This is a genomic window from Vitiosangium sp. GDMCC 1.1324, assembly GCF_003044305.1.
Lineage (GTDB): Bacteria > Myxococcota > Myxococcia > Myxococcales > Myxococcaceae > Archangium.
The window spans coordinates 64,011-81,069 of the sequence record NZ_PZOX01000011.1; the positions used below are offsets into that span (position 1 = coordinate 64,011).

Annotated in this window: 14 protein-coding genes; 5 read left to right on the forward strand and 9 right to left on the reverse strand. The window is 65.6% G+C overall.

Going from position 1 to position 17,059, the window contains the following annotated elements; genetic code table 11:
- Nucleotides 1–550: 550 nt before the first annotated feature.
- Together DAT35_RS29370 and DAT35_RS58315 are read left to right on the forward strand one after the other, a co-directional pair.
- Nucleotides 551–1,591 (forward strand): IS4 family transposase, encoded by a 1,041-nt coding sequence (locus DAT35_RS29370; RefSeq protein ID WP_108071127.1) that lies wholly within the window; start codon nucleotides 551–553, stop codon nucleotides 1,589–1,591.
- Nucleotides 1,592–1,699: 108 nt separating this feature from the next.
- On the forward strand, nucleotides 1,700–1,927 hold the full coding sequence (locus DAT35_RS58315; RefSeq protein WP_146209925.1) for a hypothetical protein: 228 nt from the start codon (nucleotides 1,700–1,702) through the stop codon (nucleotides 1,925–1,927).
- 260 nt (nucleotides 1,928–2,187) lie between these two features.
- Here the strand turns inward: DAT35_RS58315 and DAT35_RS29380 are convergent, their stop codons facing one another.
- The 9 genes from DAT35_RS29380 to DAT35_RS29415 form a co-directional block, all read right to left on the reverse strand.
- Nucleotides 2,188–4,620 (reverse strand): di-heme oxidoredictase family protein, encoded by a 2,433-nt coding sequence (locus tag DAT35_RS29380; RefSeq protein ID WP_146209926.1) that lies wholly within the window; start codon nucleotides 4,618–4,620, stop codon nucleotides 2,188–2,190.
- A gap of 8 nt (nucleotides 4,621–4,628) precedes the next feature.
- Complete coding sequence (locus DAT35_RS29385; protein ID WP_158501924.1) at nucleotides 4,629–5,543, reverse strand: glycoside hydrolase family 2 TIM barrel-domain containing protein; 915 nt, start codon at nucleotides 5,541–5,543, stop codon at nucleotides 4,629–4,631.
- A 218-nt stretch (nucleotides 5,544–5,761) separates the two neighbouring features.
- Nucleotides 5,762–7,159 (reverse strand): hypothetical protein, encoded by a 1,398-nt coding sequence (locus tag DAT35_RS29390; protein WP_158501925.1) that lies wholly within the window; start codon nucleotides 7,157–7,159, stop codon nucleotides 5,762–5,764.
- Between the two features lie 42 nt (nucleotides 7,160–7,201).
- Nucleotides 7,202–8,446, reverse strand: a complete 1,245-nt coding sequence (locus DAT35_RS29395) for a DUF2403 domain-containing lipoprotein (protein ID WP_158501926.1) — start codon at nucleotides 8,444–8,446, stop codon at nucleotides 7,202–7,204.
- Nucleotides 8,447–8,484: 38 nt separating this feature from the next.
- Nucleotides 8,485–8,925, reverse strand: coding sequence for an MYXO-CTERM sorting domain-containing protein (locus DAT35_RS59165; RefSeq protein WP_158501927.1), 441 nt, complete (start codon nucleotides 8,923–8,925; stop codon nucleotides 8,485–8,487).
- A 107-nt stretch (nucleotides 8,926–9,032) separates the two neighbouring features.
- Nucleotides 9,033–10,265 carry a hypothetical protein gene (locus DAT35_RS59170; protein WP_158501928.1) on the reverse strand — a complete coding sequence of 411 codons (1,233 nt, stop codon included), beginning with the start codon at nucleotides 10,263–10,265 and terminating at the stop codon, nucleotides 9,033–9,035.
- A gap of 60 nt (nucleotides 10,266–10,325) precedes the next feature.
- The gene (locus tag DAT35_RS29405) at nucleotides 10,326–10,781 is read right to left on the reverse strand and encodes a YceI family protein (protein WP_158501929.1); all 456 of its coding nucleotides are present in this window, start codon (nucleotides 10,779–10,781) and stop codon (nucleotides 10,326–10,328) included.
- 224 nt (nucleotides 10,782–11,005) lie between these two features.
- Nucleotides 11,006–12,526, reverse strand: coding sequence for a DUF1552 domain-containing protein (locus DAT35_RS29410; protein WP_108071140.1), 1,521 nt, complete (start codon nucleotides 12,524–12,526; stop codon nucleotides 11,006–11,008).
- Nucleotides 12,523–13,968, reverse strand: coding sequence for a DUF1588 domain-containing protein (locus tag DAT35_RS29415; RefSeq protein ID WP_158501930.1), 1,446 nt, complete (start codon nucleotides 13,966–13,968; stop codon nucleotides 12,523–12,525). Before DAT35_RS29415 ends, DAT35_RS29410 begins: the two co-directional genes overlap by 4 nt.
- 387 nt (nucleotides 13,969–14,355) lie before the next feature.
- On the opposite strand from DAT35_RS29415, the gene DAT35_RS29420 reads away from it, so the two are divergent.
- Genes DAT35_RS29420 through DAT35_RS59175 form a run of 3 tightly spaced genes read left to right on the forward strand, consistent with a single transcriptional unit; the run spans nucleotide 14,356 to nucleotide 17,036 of the window.
- Entirely contained in the window at nucleotides 14,356–14,895 is a 540-nt protein-coding gene (locus tag DAT35_RS29420; RefSeq protein ID WP_158501931.1) for an RNA polymerase sigma factor, read from the forward strand.
- A complete protein-coding gene (locus DAT35_RS29425) occupies nucleotides 14,888–16,024 on the forward strand; it encodes a FecR domain-containing protein (protein WP_146209928.1) in 1,137 nt (378 codons plus the stop codon). Before DAT35_RS29420 ends, DAT35_RS29425 begins: the two co-directional genes overlap by 8 nt.
- A 49-nt stretch (nucleotides 16,025–16,073) precedes the next feature.
- Nucleotides 16,074–17,036: a hypothetical protein gene (locus tag DAT35_RS59175; protein ID WP_158501932.1), complete on the forward strand. Its 963-nt coding sequence runs from the start codon at nucleotides 16,074–16,076 to the stop codon at nucleotides 17,034–17,036.
- Nucleotides 17,037–17,059 lie beyond the last annotated feature (23 nt).

Sequence of the window (17,059 nt, forward strand, 5' to 3'; positions counted from 1 at the left end):
GCGACTGGCGGGGTGCAGCTTGCTCCCCGGTGCCAGGGTCCTGCCCGCTGGCACCGCTACCTCCCAGGGAGCCCTCCACAGGCCCGAGCTGCGGCTGCCGTGTGCCGCTCCCCCCGCGTGCTCGTCCCTCGCTATCGGGGCGTGCTGGCATACTCCCCAACGGGCCCGACTTGAGCCTGCCCCCTCGCTTGATGAAAGAACGTGACGATGCGCTTGCGAACTTGGAGCGCGCTCCTGGTGCTGCTCACCGCCTGCGCTAGCGCGCCCGCCCCACAGTCGATGCCACGGCCCCACGCCTTCGGCTCGACTCCCACTTCGGGCCCGCGCATCCGGCTCGTTTCCGCGCCGATGGAGCCGACACCGGATCGGTCGTGGATTGGAAAGGCGGACCTGGACAATGCCAGGGCACTACTGTCTCGGGCACGCAAAGACATCGAGCCGCGTCAGTGGGAACAGTTGGACCGCAAGCTCACCGCAGCGGAACGGGCCTTCGAGCGCTTCTCCCGCGCCGCGAGGACGAGCGGGCATGCTTGCCTGCTAAAATGAGGGGATGGCTCAGGATCGATTCCTCTCCAACCAGGGCATCAACGTCTGGGAGTTGTTCGCCCAGTGGGTGCCGTACGTGTTGGGACAGAGAAACGAGGCTGTAGTCGCCTTGGACTGGACGGACTTCGACGCGGATGGCCACGCCACGCTCGTGGCCTCGTTGGTTGCGAGTCACGGGCGGACAACGCCACTGGTGTGGTTCACCGTGGAGAAAGCAGCCTTGGAGGGAATGCGCAATGAGACGGAGGACTTCCTGCTCAACCGACTGCGGGAAGTCGTGCCCGAGCCGGTGCGGCTCACGGTGCTGGCCGACCGGGGCTTTGGGGACCAGAAGTTCTACGCCTTGCTCGAGCAGTTGAAGTTTGACTATGTGGTGCGCTTCCGCCAGTGCATTCAAGTCACGGATGCGACAGGAGAGAAGAAAATCGCGGGAGAGTGGGTGCCCGAATCGGGCCGTGCGCTGCGAATGACGGGAGCGAGTGTCACCCAGGACAACACCCCCGTGCCCGCGGTGGTGTGCGTGAAGAAGAAAGGAATGAAGGAGCCCTGGTGTCTGGCGACGAGTCTCAAAGAGGCCACGGCGGCCTTCGTGGTGGGGCTGTATTCCAAGAGCTTCCGGACGGAGGAGACGTTCCGGGACATGAAGGACTTGCGCTTCGGCATGGGCCTGTCCTGGGTGAAGGTGCGCTCGACGGAGAGACGGGACCGACTGCTGCTGGTGAGCGCGCTGGCGTGTGCGCTGCTGACGCTCCTGGGGGCGGCGGGGGAGAGCCTCGGAATGGAGCGCCACCTCAAAGCCAATACGGTGAAGACGCGGACCTACTCGCTCTTCCGCCAGGGATATGAATACTATCAAGCAATTCCCATGACGCCCGAAAGCAGGTTGCTGCCCTTGATGGTGCGGTTCGTTGAACTCATCCGCGAACAGTCGTCTTCCGTGAAGTCTTCGGCCCAATATGAGGGGATGCCTCAGGTACACCAGCACTCGCCGCCTGCCTCCACACCTCACGCAGGCGAACACATCCACCGCGAAGGTCTTTCGTAGCAGCCCTGCCCGGTCCACTCGCGCTGGCCGCTCCTTCCTCGCTTCCTGCTCCGCCACTGTTTCAGGCGCCACGCTCGCCTTCTGCGCTCCCGCTTGGGGGAGCGCGACGTGTCACGACCCGACTCGGCGACGCCTGTGGTGGTGGGTCGGCACCGACGAGTTCATGCGCTGGCCGTGCAGAATGTCGGCGCCGACCTGGACTTCCAAGGCGCCAGTGGTGACATTGACTTCGACATGGCGGGTGACGTCACCCGTTCCACCTTCGCCATCCAGGAGATTGTTGCTACGTCAGAGGGGCCTCAGATCATAGAGCGCGAACGCGTCTCATTCCCCTGAATCCCCTGCGCCTGTCCCTCCAGAGTCGCTCCAGGCCGAGGCCTGGGGTCGACATGCCATCATCAGCGATAGCTTCGGGCTGTAGAACGGAATCAGGGATGTGGTTGGCACCAGTGGTCGCTCTGCTCTTCCTCGACGCATAAGGCAGCCTCGCGAGCCGGGCCGGCACCTGCTGGTTGTCTGCCTGGAGGAGTGGCGCGTTCACGCCCGGCCTCGGACGTGAACGCTTCGAGCAATTCCACCCCGGAAGGCACCAGGGATCAGAGCGACTTCACGAAGTCGATCAGCTTGCCGCGCTCTTCCTTTGACATGGCCTTGAAGCGGTCCCGGCTCGCGCGGCCCTGCCCTCCGTGCCACAAGATGGCCTCTTCGATGGTGCGGGCACGACCATCGTGGAGGAAACGCGCACCGGGATTGGTGTGCTCGAGCAGACCCAGGCTCCACAGCGGCGCCGTGCGCCACTCCTGCCCAGTGGCGACACCTTGAGGGTAGTTGTCTCCAAGCTCAGGCCCCATGTCGTGCAGCAGCAGGTCCGTGTACGGATGAATGGTCTGCTCCCGCAGCTCGGCATAGCGGTGTGCGGTTCCAGTGGTCAGCGTCGCCACGTGGCACGCATTGCAGCGAGCCTGCTTGAACAGCACAGAGCCGGCAGCGACGCGCTCCTGCATCTGACGCTCGGCCGCTTCATCTTCCCGCATCTTCGCCAACTCGGCCTCGAGCTTGGACTGATCCGGATCCTGGACCAGCGCTCCGAAGTCCACGGCGTAGTTCCGGAGAGGCTGCTCACCGGGGAAGTGGCGCTGGGGTGGGACCGCCAGGAGGCTCGTGTAATCCACGATGCGGCGCACGTCCTCGTTGCTGATCTCCGGAGTGGTGGAATTCGCATTACGGCAATCCGCGTCGTCCTTGGCCAGGCCGCAGTTGTGGGTGGGGAACATCGACGTCGTCACGCCCATGTCGTTGTTCAGGGCGCCTGAGACCTGCTCCTCCACGGTCGAAGCCGTGCCGCGCCAGCCGAAGCGACCCACGCGGATGACCGACGGGGAACGTGGATCCGGAATCAACTGAAGCTTGCCGACCGCACCATCGGCATCATGTCGGCTCGCATCGGCAAGGGCCTTCAGCTGACTCTCCGGCACCGCCTCCAGGAGGCCCATCCCCACCATGTGCGGAGCCGTGTGCACCGACATGCGGGCAGGCATCTCCAGCGGCTTGCCCATCCGATCCGTCAACGAATAGATGGGCTCTTGCAGCGTGTACGCAGTGCCATCCGGATACTGCCCCGGGATCTCTCGATACGCGGTGATCTTCAGTACCGCGTTGCGTCCGTCGTACTGGGTCTTGCCGTCGTTCACCACTCCCTGCCAGAGGTGCCCGCCGAAGCGGCTGTCCGGCACGAGCTTGCCGGTGTCGTCCACATCCGCGGTGAGCACTACCATCGTCGACAATGGCGCGTTGAGCGCAGGAGAGCTCTTGCCGTTGTTCACGTGGCAGTCGATGCATGAGGCCTGCTGGAACCTGGGGCCCGCCTTGTTCATGGCAGCCGTGACAGGCGGATTGCCAGGCTCGTGGTGGCCACCGGTGAGGAAGGAGGTATGGATCAGACGTCGCCCTTCAGTGAAGGCCTGGATGTTGCGACCGGCGATATTGAGGCTCGCCTGCATGAAATTGATGTGAGTGAACCCCGAGGTGTCCTCCTGCAGGGTCATCATCTTGCCGCCAGCCAGGGCGCTGTCCGGGATGGGCGTCGAGTCCCAGGGAATCGAGGGGGCATCACAGCAGGGGCCTCGGTACCAGGGCACAATGCCAGGAGAGCCGACGCGGTAGACGAGCGCATCCGAGTAGTAATTGAAGCGACCGAGCTCGTCGCCCTTGGTGCCGTCCAGGAAGATGCCGAGCTCGAATTCATACAGGTCGCCCTCTCGCAGATCCCGATTGAGCGCGGGAGAGCGCGTGATCTGCTTCACCAACACGAACTCGCCGTCCGCGAGAGGAACTTTGAGATCCCGATAGGTGCTTGGGCTGTTGTTGTCCGGCAGGGCGTCGTAGTTCTCGATCGGAGTCTTCAGCTCCTGGTCCTTCAGAAGGGTCCCGGGGGGCTGCTGCTTCATGCCACCGTTGTCGCCGTAGAGCGCCACCGACATCGGCAGGTAGGGCTCGTCTCCGCGCCGCCCGATGTACCCGCCCCGGAAGTTCGTCCCGTACAACCACCATTGCGGACGCACGACGAGCGTCAGGATGCGGGTACCTGGCTTCTTGGGGTCGGGATTGGGATTGTCGTAGATGGTGATGTCGTGGGTGCGGCGCTCGAAATAGTGCGCCGCGAAGGTCATGTAGTTGTCCCCGCCCATCGGATCGCCCTTCGGGGGCATCTCGCGTGCGTGGCGGTCGCGCGTGCGTCCGCCGACCTTCGTCACGAGCGTGCCACTGGGGAGCGTGTAATGGATCGTGGGCTGCTGCTCGGGCCAGGTCAGCTCGGTATAGCCGTCAGAGCCATTAGACCCATCGCCCGGCGCTGGCCCGTCGCCGATTTGCGCGGTGTTGGGGCTGCAGGCGGCAACCGCCAGACATACCCAGGAAACCGTCGCGAACAGTGCGGGCCGGATGGTCACTTCCTGCTTTGGATTCCGACAGGCAAACTTTTCAGGAACGCAGCTCACATTTCGACTCCTTTCAAGACAACGTGCCGCCACAACTCAGCTCAAGGCGCGTAGAGGCTCTTGAGCGCCTCGTACGCGGGCCGCGTGTTTCGGTCGACGTCGACGATACCCCACCACTCCTCATTGAAGGTGCCGTCAGGGTAGGGGCCACCGCCGGGGGCAGTGCCACCGTTGTCGTGCTGGGAGGGATTCCCGGACTTCCACCACTCGTCCGACCACTCGAAGATGGTGCCGCCGGAGCACACGCCGCCTTTGTTCGCGGTCGAGTGATCGAGAATCTCCTGGGTCAGATCGTGGGTCGCCTTGCCCTGGCTTTCGGGATCGTATCCGGGGATCTTCGCATTGAAGGCATCCGCACCGTACTCGGCGACGAACATGGGCTTTGGGCTGAGGTCCTTCCACCTGGTGAAGGCGTCTCCGAATGTGATTCCGCGATACATGTTCAGGCCCCAGACGTCGATGTCCGGCATTGCTTCGATGGTGGCCTTGGAGGGCAGCTCGCCATAGACGGTCGCGATGGGGTGCTTGGAATCGAGCGACTTGATCGCGGCGGCGATCTGGTTCAAGCGAGCCATCGAGTCATTGAAGGACATATTGGTATACAGGCCGTTGTAGTTCCATTCATTGCCAAGGGACCACATGAGGATGGAGGGGTGATCCTTGAGCGCCGTGACGTGCTCGGAGGCGCGAGATGCGGGGTCGCCACCGTAGGCGTACACGCTCATGATCACGCGGATGCCCGCGGCGTGCAGCTTGTCCAGCACCGCGGTGTCGCGGATGGTGTCGTAGGTGCGGACCACGTTGATGCCCGCGGCCTTCATCAGCGCGATATCCTTGTCGGCGAAGGCGGCGTAGTCACCCCTGGGCGGGTGGTCGTGACCCTTTCCGACAGGATTCCAGCAGACGCCCTTCAACTGGACGGCTTTGCCACCTGCCTTGATGGCTCGCCCATCCACCGAGATCGCACCGTTGCCCCAGTCGTCTGTGCCACCATCAGCGGAACCACCACCGTCGGGAACTCCTCCATCCGCACGCGGGCTCCCGCCATCCCCGATGGGATCGTTCGGCTCGCTGGGAGCGACTGCACAGGACTGGATTGCAACCATCAGGAGGCTGAAAACGAGGCCACGAAGTATCATAAGCGCCTTTGAAGTGGGGTAGGGTGGCAGTGCTCTCAGAAGGATGCGCCCAACGTCCAGGTCAGGCCGGAATAGCTCTCCTGGGAGATGCCTCCCTCGGTCCAGTCCGTTCCCGCTCCGGAGAATGTGTCCGCGTATTTCTGGAAGCGGTAGCGAATGCTGTAGTCGAGTGGCCCGAAGAGATCGCCGCTGACTCCCACCTCGAACCCGAAACCGCTGCTCGACACCTCGGGACCATAACGATCCTTCTGCTCATGGCCTGGCTGCGGCCGGATGAAGTACAGGAAGCCCGCCTCGACCCGAGCCAGACGGGTCAGGGTCACTGACACATCCAGGCCCAACGACGCATGCGTGCGACTCGTCTTGGGAAGCAGCGCCTGGTACTCCTCGGCCACCTCGAACGAGCGGGAAATCACTCCCCCCCGAAGCCCCACGAACGCGGGGAGGGGCGTGGCCGTCAACGGTAGCGGGAAGTACAAACGATAGGTGCCGAAGAGCGACCAATACATGTCCGCGGCGCTCATGGTTCCCCCACGTCCGCCTCCGGTGACACTGACCTGGGACCAGCGACGCGACAGCTCAGCGGTTACGCCCAGGCCCTTCAGCGCCGTGTCTCCCAGGAGAACCAGCGGAAACACATCGAGCTCGGCGCTCAGGCCCGAGTACGGACTCGGCGTTCCGAACAACAAGTAGTTCCCCGGCCTCTCCTCCACCGGCTGCGATTCCAGTTGACCGCACGACGCGATGCCGGGGGCCGCACAATAGGAGCGCCAGGTGGTGGCTCCACCGAACCTCACGGAGACCCATCGAGGCCCCATCATCGGCGCAGGAGCCTTCACCGGCGGCACTTCCTCCCGTGGAACTGCTGGAGCTGCCTCGACCTTGGCCGTGGGTTCGGCGGTGCCGGCGCCACTCGGAACGAGTGCGTCTGCGGCCGGCTTTGCTGCCTCTACAGACTCCTGGGGGACGACCTCCGCTGCGGCTCCGCGCAACCTCGTCAAGATCGTTTCCGCAGCGCGGAGGGCGTCCTTCTGTGAAAGCTTTCCCTTCTTGAGCGGGTATGACTCGGTTCCGAGCAGCCTTCCTGACGTGCTCACCACTTTCACGGTGAGCGTAGGTCCCGATACGGCTCCCTGGACGGTCGCCGCGAGCCCCAGTTCCCGCGAGAGCGCGGCGATGGCCGCATCCGTGTAGGCCTCGTGTCCCCGGAACCCCAACCGTCGCGCACGGGTTTCATACAGCTTGCCCTTGACGACCTCGGAGCCCTTGGCCTGCAACGAACGTTCGAGCTGTCCTCGAACCGCGTCCCGACGGTCCCCGATGAGCTCGAGAACCGTGACCCCCTGCTCCGCACGAGCCCAGAAGGACATCAAGAGCACGCACAGCGAAACCACTGCATTCAACCACTGGCCGCGAAGAATCACTCGTCCCATACCTCTGTCACGTCGCCTTCAAAAGTGAACCGAACTCGCCTCTCACCTGGGCAGCCGCAAGGTTCGGACTGCTTCGACGGTCGACGCCTCCATCTGGGCCGGCAATCCGGGGAGCAGCGCGCCGACCGAGGCGGGAACATTGAGCGGATGGATGATCGCCAACTGGACGGTCCGGCTCGGAACGTCGAGGAGGATCAAGAAGTAGCGATAGCCGGACACCGGACGGCGGAGCGCTGCACCGGGCCCACGGGTGGGGCTGGCGACCGCGCCCTGTGTCGCTTCGGTACTCGTCGATTTGTTGATCAGGTCGACTTCACTGCCCAGAGAGTCGGCTTTGCACTTCGAGCCACAGGGGCCCTCGCCGACGTAGCCCGCATAGCCGAACATGTTGGTGCTGAAGACGTCGAAGTTCCGGAAGTCGTTGTTGTCGTTCACGACCTCGAAGACGTTGAACTGACCGCAGCCGTCACCCAGGTACCACTTGTCAGGCTCCTTGGCATAACAGTGACAGCCGCCGAAGGCGCCAGCGCGCACGAGCTCTCCATGACTGAGGCCCACCCACGGGGCATCGAACCAGTTTCCGCTCGAATTCTGCGAGCAAGCATGGCCCAGCGAACCCGCGTGGGGCATGGTGGCGAGCATCACGAAGAGCTTCGAGCCAGACCAACCCCAGGTCTTCTTCTTTCCGCTACCTTGCGGCGGGCAGTACGGCACGCTTCTCGGACCGCACGCGAAGTCCTCGCTCGTCGAGACGTCGACCAGACATTCGGTCCCGATGATGCCGTCGAACCCCTTCTCCTCGGTGCTGTTCCCCTCGAAGTGGAGGCCCTGCGGGCTCTTCGGGCTCCGATCGTCCCAAGAAGACACCAGGTTCCAGGGACCCTTCGAATCGCCCGCCGGTTGATACACGGCAAACTGCTTGACCTTCATCGGACCACGCAGGGTCACGATGAGATCCTCGTCCCACGGGGTCAGCGCATTGCTTTCGATGGTGTGCTTGCTGAGACAACAACCCGAGGCCTGGTAGGCATCGCAGGGCCCCGTCTCGGGATCACGCCGACTCGGATACCAACCCGGCGCACCGATGGACTCGAAGGTGAGGGTACCTCCGTGCGAGACCGGGTCCAGCTCCGAAGGATCCAGGTCCGCTCCCAAGCCACCATCGACGGGATCCGGCTTGGGACCGGGGTTCTGCGTCTGGGTGCCTCCATCCGGCGACTGCGAACCGGGACCTTGTGAACATGCACACAGCAGCGCCAGGAGCAGACTCTTCACTTTGAAGTTCATACGGGTTGTCGTTGTCTCGGGTTCGTTCGTTCCGGTCTTCAGCGCTGGCTGCGCCGACGACGCTGGAGGACAACCACCGTGGCGCCGAGCAGCGCGGACGTAGAAGGAGCCGAGGCGGCCGTGCATCCAAAGCCATAGTGAATGGGGGGTGCATCCGATGGCACTTCCCCCGGCGTGCCTCCATCCGTGGCCGACCCATAGAAGAGGTCGGAGCTTCCATTCGAGGAGGCCACGTTGGGATTACGACCCGCCGCCAGCTCGTTCCAATCACCGGTGCCGTCGCCATCCGTGTCCACGCCATCCCCTCTGATTCCGTTGAGCGCCGTCTGAAGAGACTCCGAGTTGAACGCGCCGGTCAGGCCGTGCTGCCGCAGCGTCTCCACGAAGGGCTGGGTGGCGGTCCCCTTCCCGCCAACGGCGGTGGCGTGGCAAACGGTGCATGGCGGTGGGTTCTCCATCGCCGTCGCCGTCCGGATCACGGGGGGGAAATTGCTGGTAGCCCCGGCAGTGGTGCCAAGGAAGAGCGCGACCGTCACCATCGGTCGGGCGAAACGGGAAAGACAGAAGGTGCTTGGCACTTTCGGGCTCACAAGTAGAGGTGCAGCAGGAGGACGCCGCCCAGGTTGGAGATGGAGGGCTGCCCCTGGACAGGCGTCTGCCGGGCAAACCCGTCGAGCCGGACCTCGAGGCCACGCGTCACGAACCAGCTCATGCCCAGCCATCCACCGAGTTGCGTACCCGCCGCTCCGCGCTGGTCCTCTCGAAGGAGCTCGACGGTGCCCAGGAGGTGCAGGCCACGGACGACCTCCAAATCCGCCTGGGCGTACCCCACCACGCCCGCCTGGAGCCCTCCCTGCTGGCTGCTGCGCACCAGCGCGTCCAGTTCCGCGACCAGGGCGAGGTCGGGGGACGGCGCATAGCGGGCGAACAGTCCATGCGCTTGACGCAACGTGTTCGCCTCGGACCTCAGGCGGTCGTAGCGGGCGAAGGTCACCAGACTGGACACACCGGCGGTCAGGTTCGGCGCGAAGACGTACTCGAAGTAGCCGGAAGCCCCACGTTCGCGATAGTCGTCCGGGCTCACCTGGAAGTTGCCGGCGATCGCCATCACTTCGGTGCGGAAGCTTTCTCCCGAGTAGGCCACTGCCACTCCGTGCTGCTGGCTGTCGTTGAAGTCGGTGCGGGTCACCGCTCTGGCCCAGAGCGTGTGCTCGACCGAGCGGATTCCGAAGGGAAGTGTCAAACGTCCTGCCCTGATGAACAGCGCATCATCCAGCAGGGCGGCTCCCAGCCAATAGTCGCGGCTGATGAGCTTCGTCCCGTCGACGTCGCCGACAGGGGTCAGGCTGGCCGCGAAGGCGCGGCGGGGTGCCACACCGAGCGAGGCCATGGCCCGGAAGGCTCCCGCCACCACCGCGGCGCGAACATCGGCGGCCATCACCACGGGGACCAGCACGTCGCGGACCTGGCCCTCGTTGCTTGAGGCTCCGAGATTCACCGAGCGCGAGAAGAGGCCACCCGCGCGCACCGACAACTCCGGCAGAAACCACTCCGGGCGCGAGGAACCGAGCGCGCCATAGAGGAACTGGGTGTTGGGGCTCGCTTCACCCTCCAGGTTGGGCGTCCCCCATTGGGTCTCGAGGAGCGTCTGCTGCTGCGCGCGCCCGTAATCAGTCATCACGCCGCCACCGCTGGGGTCGACGTGACACGACTGGCAGCTCGTATAATTGTGTTTGATCATCCACGGGAACGCCGAGGCCGCCTGCGGATGGATCAGCAGGAACACCGCAAGCGTCCACGTGAGCACTCGAACAGACACGTCTGGGTCCTTCCCTCAGCGCTCACGAACGGCAGTTTTCGCCGGCGCGCGCGAATGTTCTCAAGCCTGGGTGACTTCGAAGGCGACGTCGACGTCGATGTCTGGCTTGACGGTGACGCCCATGTAGCTCGGGACGTCGACGCCGAAGTTCTTGAAATTCAGCTTCACCTGCGAGGTCACCTTCGTCGTCTGATCGGCTGCTCGCTCCGCGCGGTACTGCAGTACGACTTCTTGCGTCGCGCCGTGCAGGGTGAGCATTCCCTTGGCCTGGCCAGACTTCGTCTCACCCTTGGCCGGCACTAGCAGCTCGCTACGCTTCACCACGAGTACGGCCTGGGGGAACTTGCCCGTCTCCAGGTACTTCTCCTTCATGTGCCGATTGCGCAGCTCGATGCCCGTATCGAGGGAATCCAGCGGCACTGTGAAGGTGATGGACTGGCCGTCGTCCTGGAGCGACAGCTTCTCGGTGGTCCCCACCATCTTGAAGCCGGCAGGTCCCTTCCCGGTGAATGACACCTTGGTCGCGCCCTGAAGCGTGAACCCCTCAGCGAAAGCGACACTCGGAGCCCCCAAGAAAAGCCACAGGAACAGCACCCTCTGAACAATCATCGACCTCAGACTCATCATCAGTCACTTTCCGGCCAGTCACGGTGTTTGCCAGCAGCCGCTGGAAGCGCCGCGCACAACCCGCGGCGCCGCGCTATTGCGCAATCTCTAACGGCACGCCCCCAAGAGAGAGATTACGCGAGGATCTCGGTGAGCTCCGCGTTCGCCACGCCTCGGGTGTCCTCTCCGAACGAGGTCACAGGCATGCCGAAGACGTGCCGCATGAGGGTGTACCACATATCGCGGAGCTGCCGGTCGTTGCCCACCGAGTTATAGGCGATGTGCGTATTCCGCTTCAGGATACCGTTGCCGCCGGCGATCAGGATCGGCAGATCGAACGCATCGTGGTCGTGCGTGCGCATCTCGCTGAGGAACACGAGCGTGGTGTGATCGAGCACGGTGCCATCACCTTCGGGGATGGCATCCAGCTTGAGAGCGAGCTCTGCCACCTTACGGCCCATCCAGGCGTTGATGGCCGCGAAGTCACGGTTGCTCGGCCTCACGATCTTGTACTGGCCATTCTCCGTCGTATCGGCCAGCTCGCCTTCTCCGTGCTGGCTGCCGTGATAGTGGAGGCTGGCTCCTGCATTGTACGTGAGCCCCACGCGCGTACGGTCCGAGGCGGGGATGTTGCGATATTCGAATTCGGAACGCGCGTCATCGAGCAGGTGGGTCACCACGCGCGTGCGATCGCATTCGAAGGCGAGCGTGATGAGATCGTTCATCACGTCGGCGTGGAGCTCATGATCGTACCCGTCCTGTCCCTGGGACAGACCCTGCTGCGGGCCGGGCGGCTCGGGCACTGCGTTGGGCGCGGGAAGCGTACGGCATGTGGCCGAGACCTGCTCAGCGGCGAGCTCGAGGCTCCGCACGGTCGTCAGATACTGGTCCAGCACCTGCTGATCGCGGCTGCTCACGCGCTTCTTGATGCGGTTCGTGTCCTCTCGGACCGCGTCCAGCACGCTCTTCTCTCGCGCCTTGAGCCTGGCGAGCTCCGCCGGAGTCTGCGCGTTGCCGCTTCCGACCAACGCATCGAAGATGACACGTGGATTGACGTTCCGCTTGAGCGGCTCGGTCGGCGACTTCCACGACAGCACCTGGTTGTAGGCGTAGCTGCGGTAGTCGAAGAAGCCGGGCTTGACGCCCAGACCGGTCTGCATCGAGTTGAGGCCGGTCTGGCCCTGCAGGGTCTGCGCGATGAGCTGATCCACCGAGGTGGTGCTTCGCACCGCGGAGTCGAGGGGGAGGTTCGCCTTGCGCGCGACCTCGTCGGCGTCGATGCAGGTGGTGACGGCCGACATGCAACGCGCGTGCGATGGCTCGACGCTCGGGGTCTGCGTCTCGTCTGGCCTGACATGGCTCCACGTGTAGTTGCCCAGTCGGCTCACCATCATCACCTTGTGCTTGATGGGCTGGAAGGGCGCGAGCACGTTGGGCAGCTTGAACGCGTCACCCGAGACTGACGTTCCGAACGCGGGAGCCGTGCTCCACCAATCGTGCGGAGCGCCGTTGGGGAAGGCGCAGATCAACAAACGGCGAGGAATGCTCCCGGCCGCGGCGCGGGCGAAGCGAGGCGCGAGCGCCTCCAACCAGGGAAGGGAAAGCGCGACACCTGCTCCACGCAGCACGGTTCGGCGCGACAAGATGGTCTTCATGGAGCCTCCTCAGCGTGCCCACGGAAGGCGGGCGAAACCACGACCTGGTGAAGGAGCTCGCGGAGCGTTCCTGCCTTCCAGGTAGATGCAAACTTGGCGATCTGCGGCTCGTCATCCGGCCCCAGGCTGCGGCGCATGGCGAAGCTGTACAGCTTGCGCGGCGCGCAAGCGCCGAGTCGCGAATCCTCCGCAAGCAGCGGCAGCAGCTCCGACACGTTGGCGATGGGTGTGCCCTCGTAGACGCCGCTCGCGTCGATGGGCTGCCCCTCGTCCTGGGTGCGGTAGCGGCCCACTGCATCGAAGTTCTCGAGGCTGAGTCCGAGCGGATCGAGCATGTTGTGGCAGCCCGCGCAGGACGGATTGCGCCGGTGCACCTCGAGCCGCTCACGGACGGTTTTGGGCGTCTGGCCATCCTGCGGCGGCAGCTCCGTGATGACTCCTGGCGGAGGCGTCATGTCGGTGCAGAAGAGCGACGTGATGACGCCCTTGGCACGGGAGGTGGGCGAGGTGCGATCGCTGTGAGAGCTGAGCGTCAGGAAGGCCGGCAGCGTCAGGAAGCCGCGACGCTTCAGGGTCGTCGGGTCAGCGGCGAGCAGCGGCTGGATCGCCGTGTTCGCCGGGTGCGGGGCCAGGAACAGCTCTTTCCAGGGAGTGGTCCCGGTCACGAAGCCATACAAGAAGTCGTTGGCCTGCGCCTCGACCCCCTTTGCCACCGCCGGCGTCCATTGGGGGAAGCGGCTGGTGTCGACGTTGTGGCTCGAGAGGCGCACGGTGCCGAGCCATTGGCCGAGGAAGTGGGAAACGAAGCGCTGCCCTCGCGGATCCGCGAGCATCTTGTCCGTCATGGCGATTAGCGCCGCGTCATCGTCGAGCTTGCCGCTCTCGGCGATATCGAGCAGCTCATCGTCGGGCATGGAGCCCCAGAGCAGGAAGGAGAGTCGGCTCGCCAGCGCCGCGGACTCGAATGCGCTCTTCCCCTGTCCGGGACGCTCGATGCGAAGGAAGAACGACGGACTGCTGAGCATCACCCGGAGCACGTGCGCGACCGCGTCCACGTGGCCCATCTCCAGCGACTGCCTCGCCTTGTGGTAGGTCGCCAGGTACGCGTCCACCTCTTCGGCGTCGAGGGAGCGGCGAAACGCGCGGCGACCCAGCTTCTTCACGAGGGACTTCGGACATTCATCATCCGTGTCACTGGCGGGAGTGCACGTGACCAGGCGCGCGGTAAGCTCGGGCGACTCGAAGGCCTTGGCCACCACGTCGCGGGCGGCGTTGAAGACCGCTTCACTTTGAACCTCCGACAGGGAGGCGAGCACGCCCACGTTCGCGTCGAACTCGGACGCTGAAACCGCTGGGAAGTAGTCGGCCGGCCGAGACGTGACTCCAAGCAGATCCTGAATCGTCGCGTTGTATTCCGACGCTGTCAGCAGATGCGCCGACATCGTCTCGCCCTCACCTTGGTTCGACACAGAAAGAAAGGAAGAGCCCTCGCATGCCGAGAGCCCGAGAAATACACAGACTCCAACACGTTTGAAGGCCAAGCCGAGACGCATGGTCGCTCCTTGCAGAGACGCCGAAGGACCGAAAGGAGCTTCGGGAAAAACGCATGTCTGCAAATGCCATCGCGTCTGTAGAGACTCTGGCGGCTGTATTCGGCTCAACAAAATCGACAAGCCGTGTTCGTTTGCTCGAGGTGTGGAGGCAGGCGGTGCCTGGTGTGGGGGTAGGGAGTACCTCGCTCTCGGTGTGTGCTATGGTGTGGGTATCCATGCGCGAACACCGTGGCGTGACCTGGTTTTGCGCGGTAGTGTCTCTAAAGGGGCATGTCCGTGCCCGGGCGACTCATTCCATTGCACCAGGACGCCAGCGAGCTGGAGGTCGACCCGGCCGACTTCACCGCCGTGGTTCGGGCGTACCGCCCCTACATCGCGGGGGTGGTGAAGCGCATGTTGGGGCGTGACGACGAGGTCGACGACATCGTGCAGGACACCTTCGTGCGTGCCCTCGATGGTCTCAAGCGGCTCGAAAACCCCCTGCGGGTCAAGCCCTACCTGGCGTCGACCGCGGTGCGGCTGACGCTGAGGCGGCTGCGAAGGCGGCGGCTGCAGCGTGCTTTCGGCCTGTGGGAGCGTTGGCACCCTACGCTGCTCTCCACGCCCCGCGCCAACGGCGAGCACCGGGCGCTGTTGAGCGACGTGTACCGGGTGCTCGACGGCAGGTCGGCGGACGAGCAGGTGGCGTGGAGCCTGCGCTACCTCGAGGGTGAGCGGCTCGAGCGCGTCGCCGAGCTGTTGGGCTGCTCGCTCTCGACGGCCAAACGACGCATCGCCGCGGTGGACGCGGCGATGGAGGAGGCGCACCGTGACTGAACTGCACCAGCGTTTGGCTGAGGCGGCGCGCTCGCTCGAACCGCAGTACTCGACCCACGAGGCAACCCTGTTCGAAGCGGAGGTGCGTCGGCGCTACCGCCAACGGGCGGTGCGCCGGCGGGTGGCTCTGGCCGGGCTCGGCGTTGCGGTGCTCCTGCTGGTCGGGCTCTTCGTCCCGTCGAAGCTGCGCGGGCCCGGCGTTCCCGAGGTCGCGATCGGTGAAGACGCGCGGGTGGTGATGCCCATCGGCGCGCCGGTGCGCACCCTCCGCTCGGAGCCGGGACTCTTGTGGCTTGAGGTCGAGCGTGGCGCCATGCGCTTCCGTGTCGCCCCGCAGCATGGGCGGCTGGTGCGGGTGTCGGCTGGCGCGGTGGATGTCGAGGTGGTCGGCACTGCGTTTTCGGTCACCCGAGGTGACGAGCAGGTGAGCGTGGTGGTCACCGAGGGCCGCGTTCGGGTGCGCGCCGGAGCTCGGGAGACGCTGATGGCGGCGGGCGAGCAAGGCACCTTCCGCGCCGAGGCACTCGCCCCTGAAGCTGCCGGCGCGCCCGCCGGGCCTGACGAGGTGACCACCGAGGTGGGCGAGGACGGTGGTGTGCCCGCGATGCCCCGAGCGCCGAGCGTGACGTCGGCACCGCAGCCCCCGGGCAGGAAGAGCGTGCGTCGTCCGGCCACCTGGCGAGCGCTCGCCGAGCAGGGCAATTTCCAGACTGCATGGTCGGCGCTGCAGCGCGAGGGCGCTCCCGATGACGAGCCCGGCGATCTGCTCCGCGCTGCCGACGTGGCCCGTCTCAGTGGCCACCCCGCGGCTGCGCTCGCCCCGCTCCGCCGGGTGCTGTCGCGCTTTCGCGGTGACCCGCGCGCGTCGCTCGCCGCCTTTACCCTCGGTCGGGTGCTGCTCGACGACCTGGGCAACCCGCGAGAGGCGGCCGACGCGTTTCTCGAGGCGCACGCGCTGGCCCCGAAGGGCCCGCTCGCCCCCGACGCGCTTGCCCGCGCCGTCGAGGCCCAGGCCCGGGCGGGAGACGCCGCGGCCGCCCGCAACACCGCCGAGCGCTTCGTCGACGAGTTTCCGCAGTCGGGGCGGGTCGACGCCGTGAGACAGTGGGGGAGGCTCGGAGCACCGTGATGTTCCCTCTTTCGTCCGGGTACCCCGGCGCCGCGCAGGGGGCCCAGGCGTGATGGTCGCTGTGGTGTGGTGGGTGGCCGCCGTCTCGATGCCTGGCTCGGGGCATGTGGCGATGCGCGCCACCGGTTGCCCACCAGGCGTCGAACCTGAGCTGCGCCGCCTGCTGGCGGTCGAGCTCAAGGTGCCCGTCGACGCGGCGTCCAGCGAGGGTGACACGCGGGTGACCGTCGACTGCACGGCGCCGCGCTACAGGGTGGCGCTCGAGGTGTTGAGCCGAAAGCCCGAGCAGTTCGAGGTCGACACCTCCGACATCAGCGGGTTGGCCGTTCCCCGAACGGTCGCGTTGTTGGTGGCCGAAGCCGTCGCGCGGCTGTGGTCTTCGCCCCCAGCCGAGCCGCCCCACCCGACGGTCGAGGCCTCGCCTGTCCCACAGACCCCGCTTCCCCCACAGACCCCTCCCGCCCCACAGGCCCTGCCCGCCCCACAGGGTGCGCCCGCTCCCATCGCTGAGCCGGGCCGGGTGCAGCTCGGCCTGTTCGGTGTCGGCCGCACGGGGGCGGTGCCGCTGTTTGGCGGGGGGCTCGCGGCCGACGTGCGGCTTGGGAGCTGGGTGGGCATACGCATCGATGTGGCGTCGCTGCGGGGAGGAGCACAGCGGGCCTCGGGCTCGGTGTCGGCGACGCTGCGCGATGGGGGTGTCACCTTCGACGTGCGGGCCGAGCGGGCGCGGTGGATGGTTCGGGGCGGCGTCGGGCTGCGCGGCGGACTCGGGGTGCTCAAGGGCCTGCCTGCGGAAGGGCATGTGGGGGCTGTCACGCAGGGCGTACTCTGGGGTCCCCAGGTGGGGGTGAGCGGCGAGTGGCGGCCGTGGAGGTGGCTTGCACTCGGGCTGGGCCTCGATGGAGCCATCTGGGCCCCGCGCCTCGAGGGCACCGTGGTGGGTGAGTCGCCCGTTCGCGTCGGCGGCGCCTTCGGCTCGCTCTGGTTCTCGGGCGGCGTGCGCGGGTGGTAGACTGGCGAAAGCGATGCGCAGAC

Coding starts and splice junctions, on each gene's coding strand:
- DAT35_RS29415 (WP_158501930.1), bottom strand. CDS start 13,968: ATGTCGGCGCATCTGCTGACAGCGTCGGAATACAACGCGACGATTCAG.
- DAT35_RS29410 (WP_108071140.1), bottom strand. CDS start 12,526: ATGAAGACCATCTTGTCGCGCCGAACCGTGCTGCGTGGAGCAGGTGTC.
- DAT35_RS29395 (WP_158501926.1), bottom strand. CDS start 8,446: ATGAACTTCAAAGTGAAGAGTCTGCTCCTGGCGCTGCTGTGTGCATGT.
- DAT35_RS29370 (WP_108071127.1), top strand. CDS start 551: ATGGCTCAGGATCGATTCCTCTCCAACCAGGGCATCAACGTCTGGGAG.
- DAT35_RS29390 (WP_158501925.1), bottom strand. CDS start 7,159: ATGGGACGAGTGATTCTTCGCGGCCAGTGGTTGAATGCAGTGGTTTCG.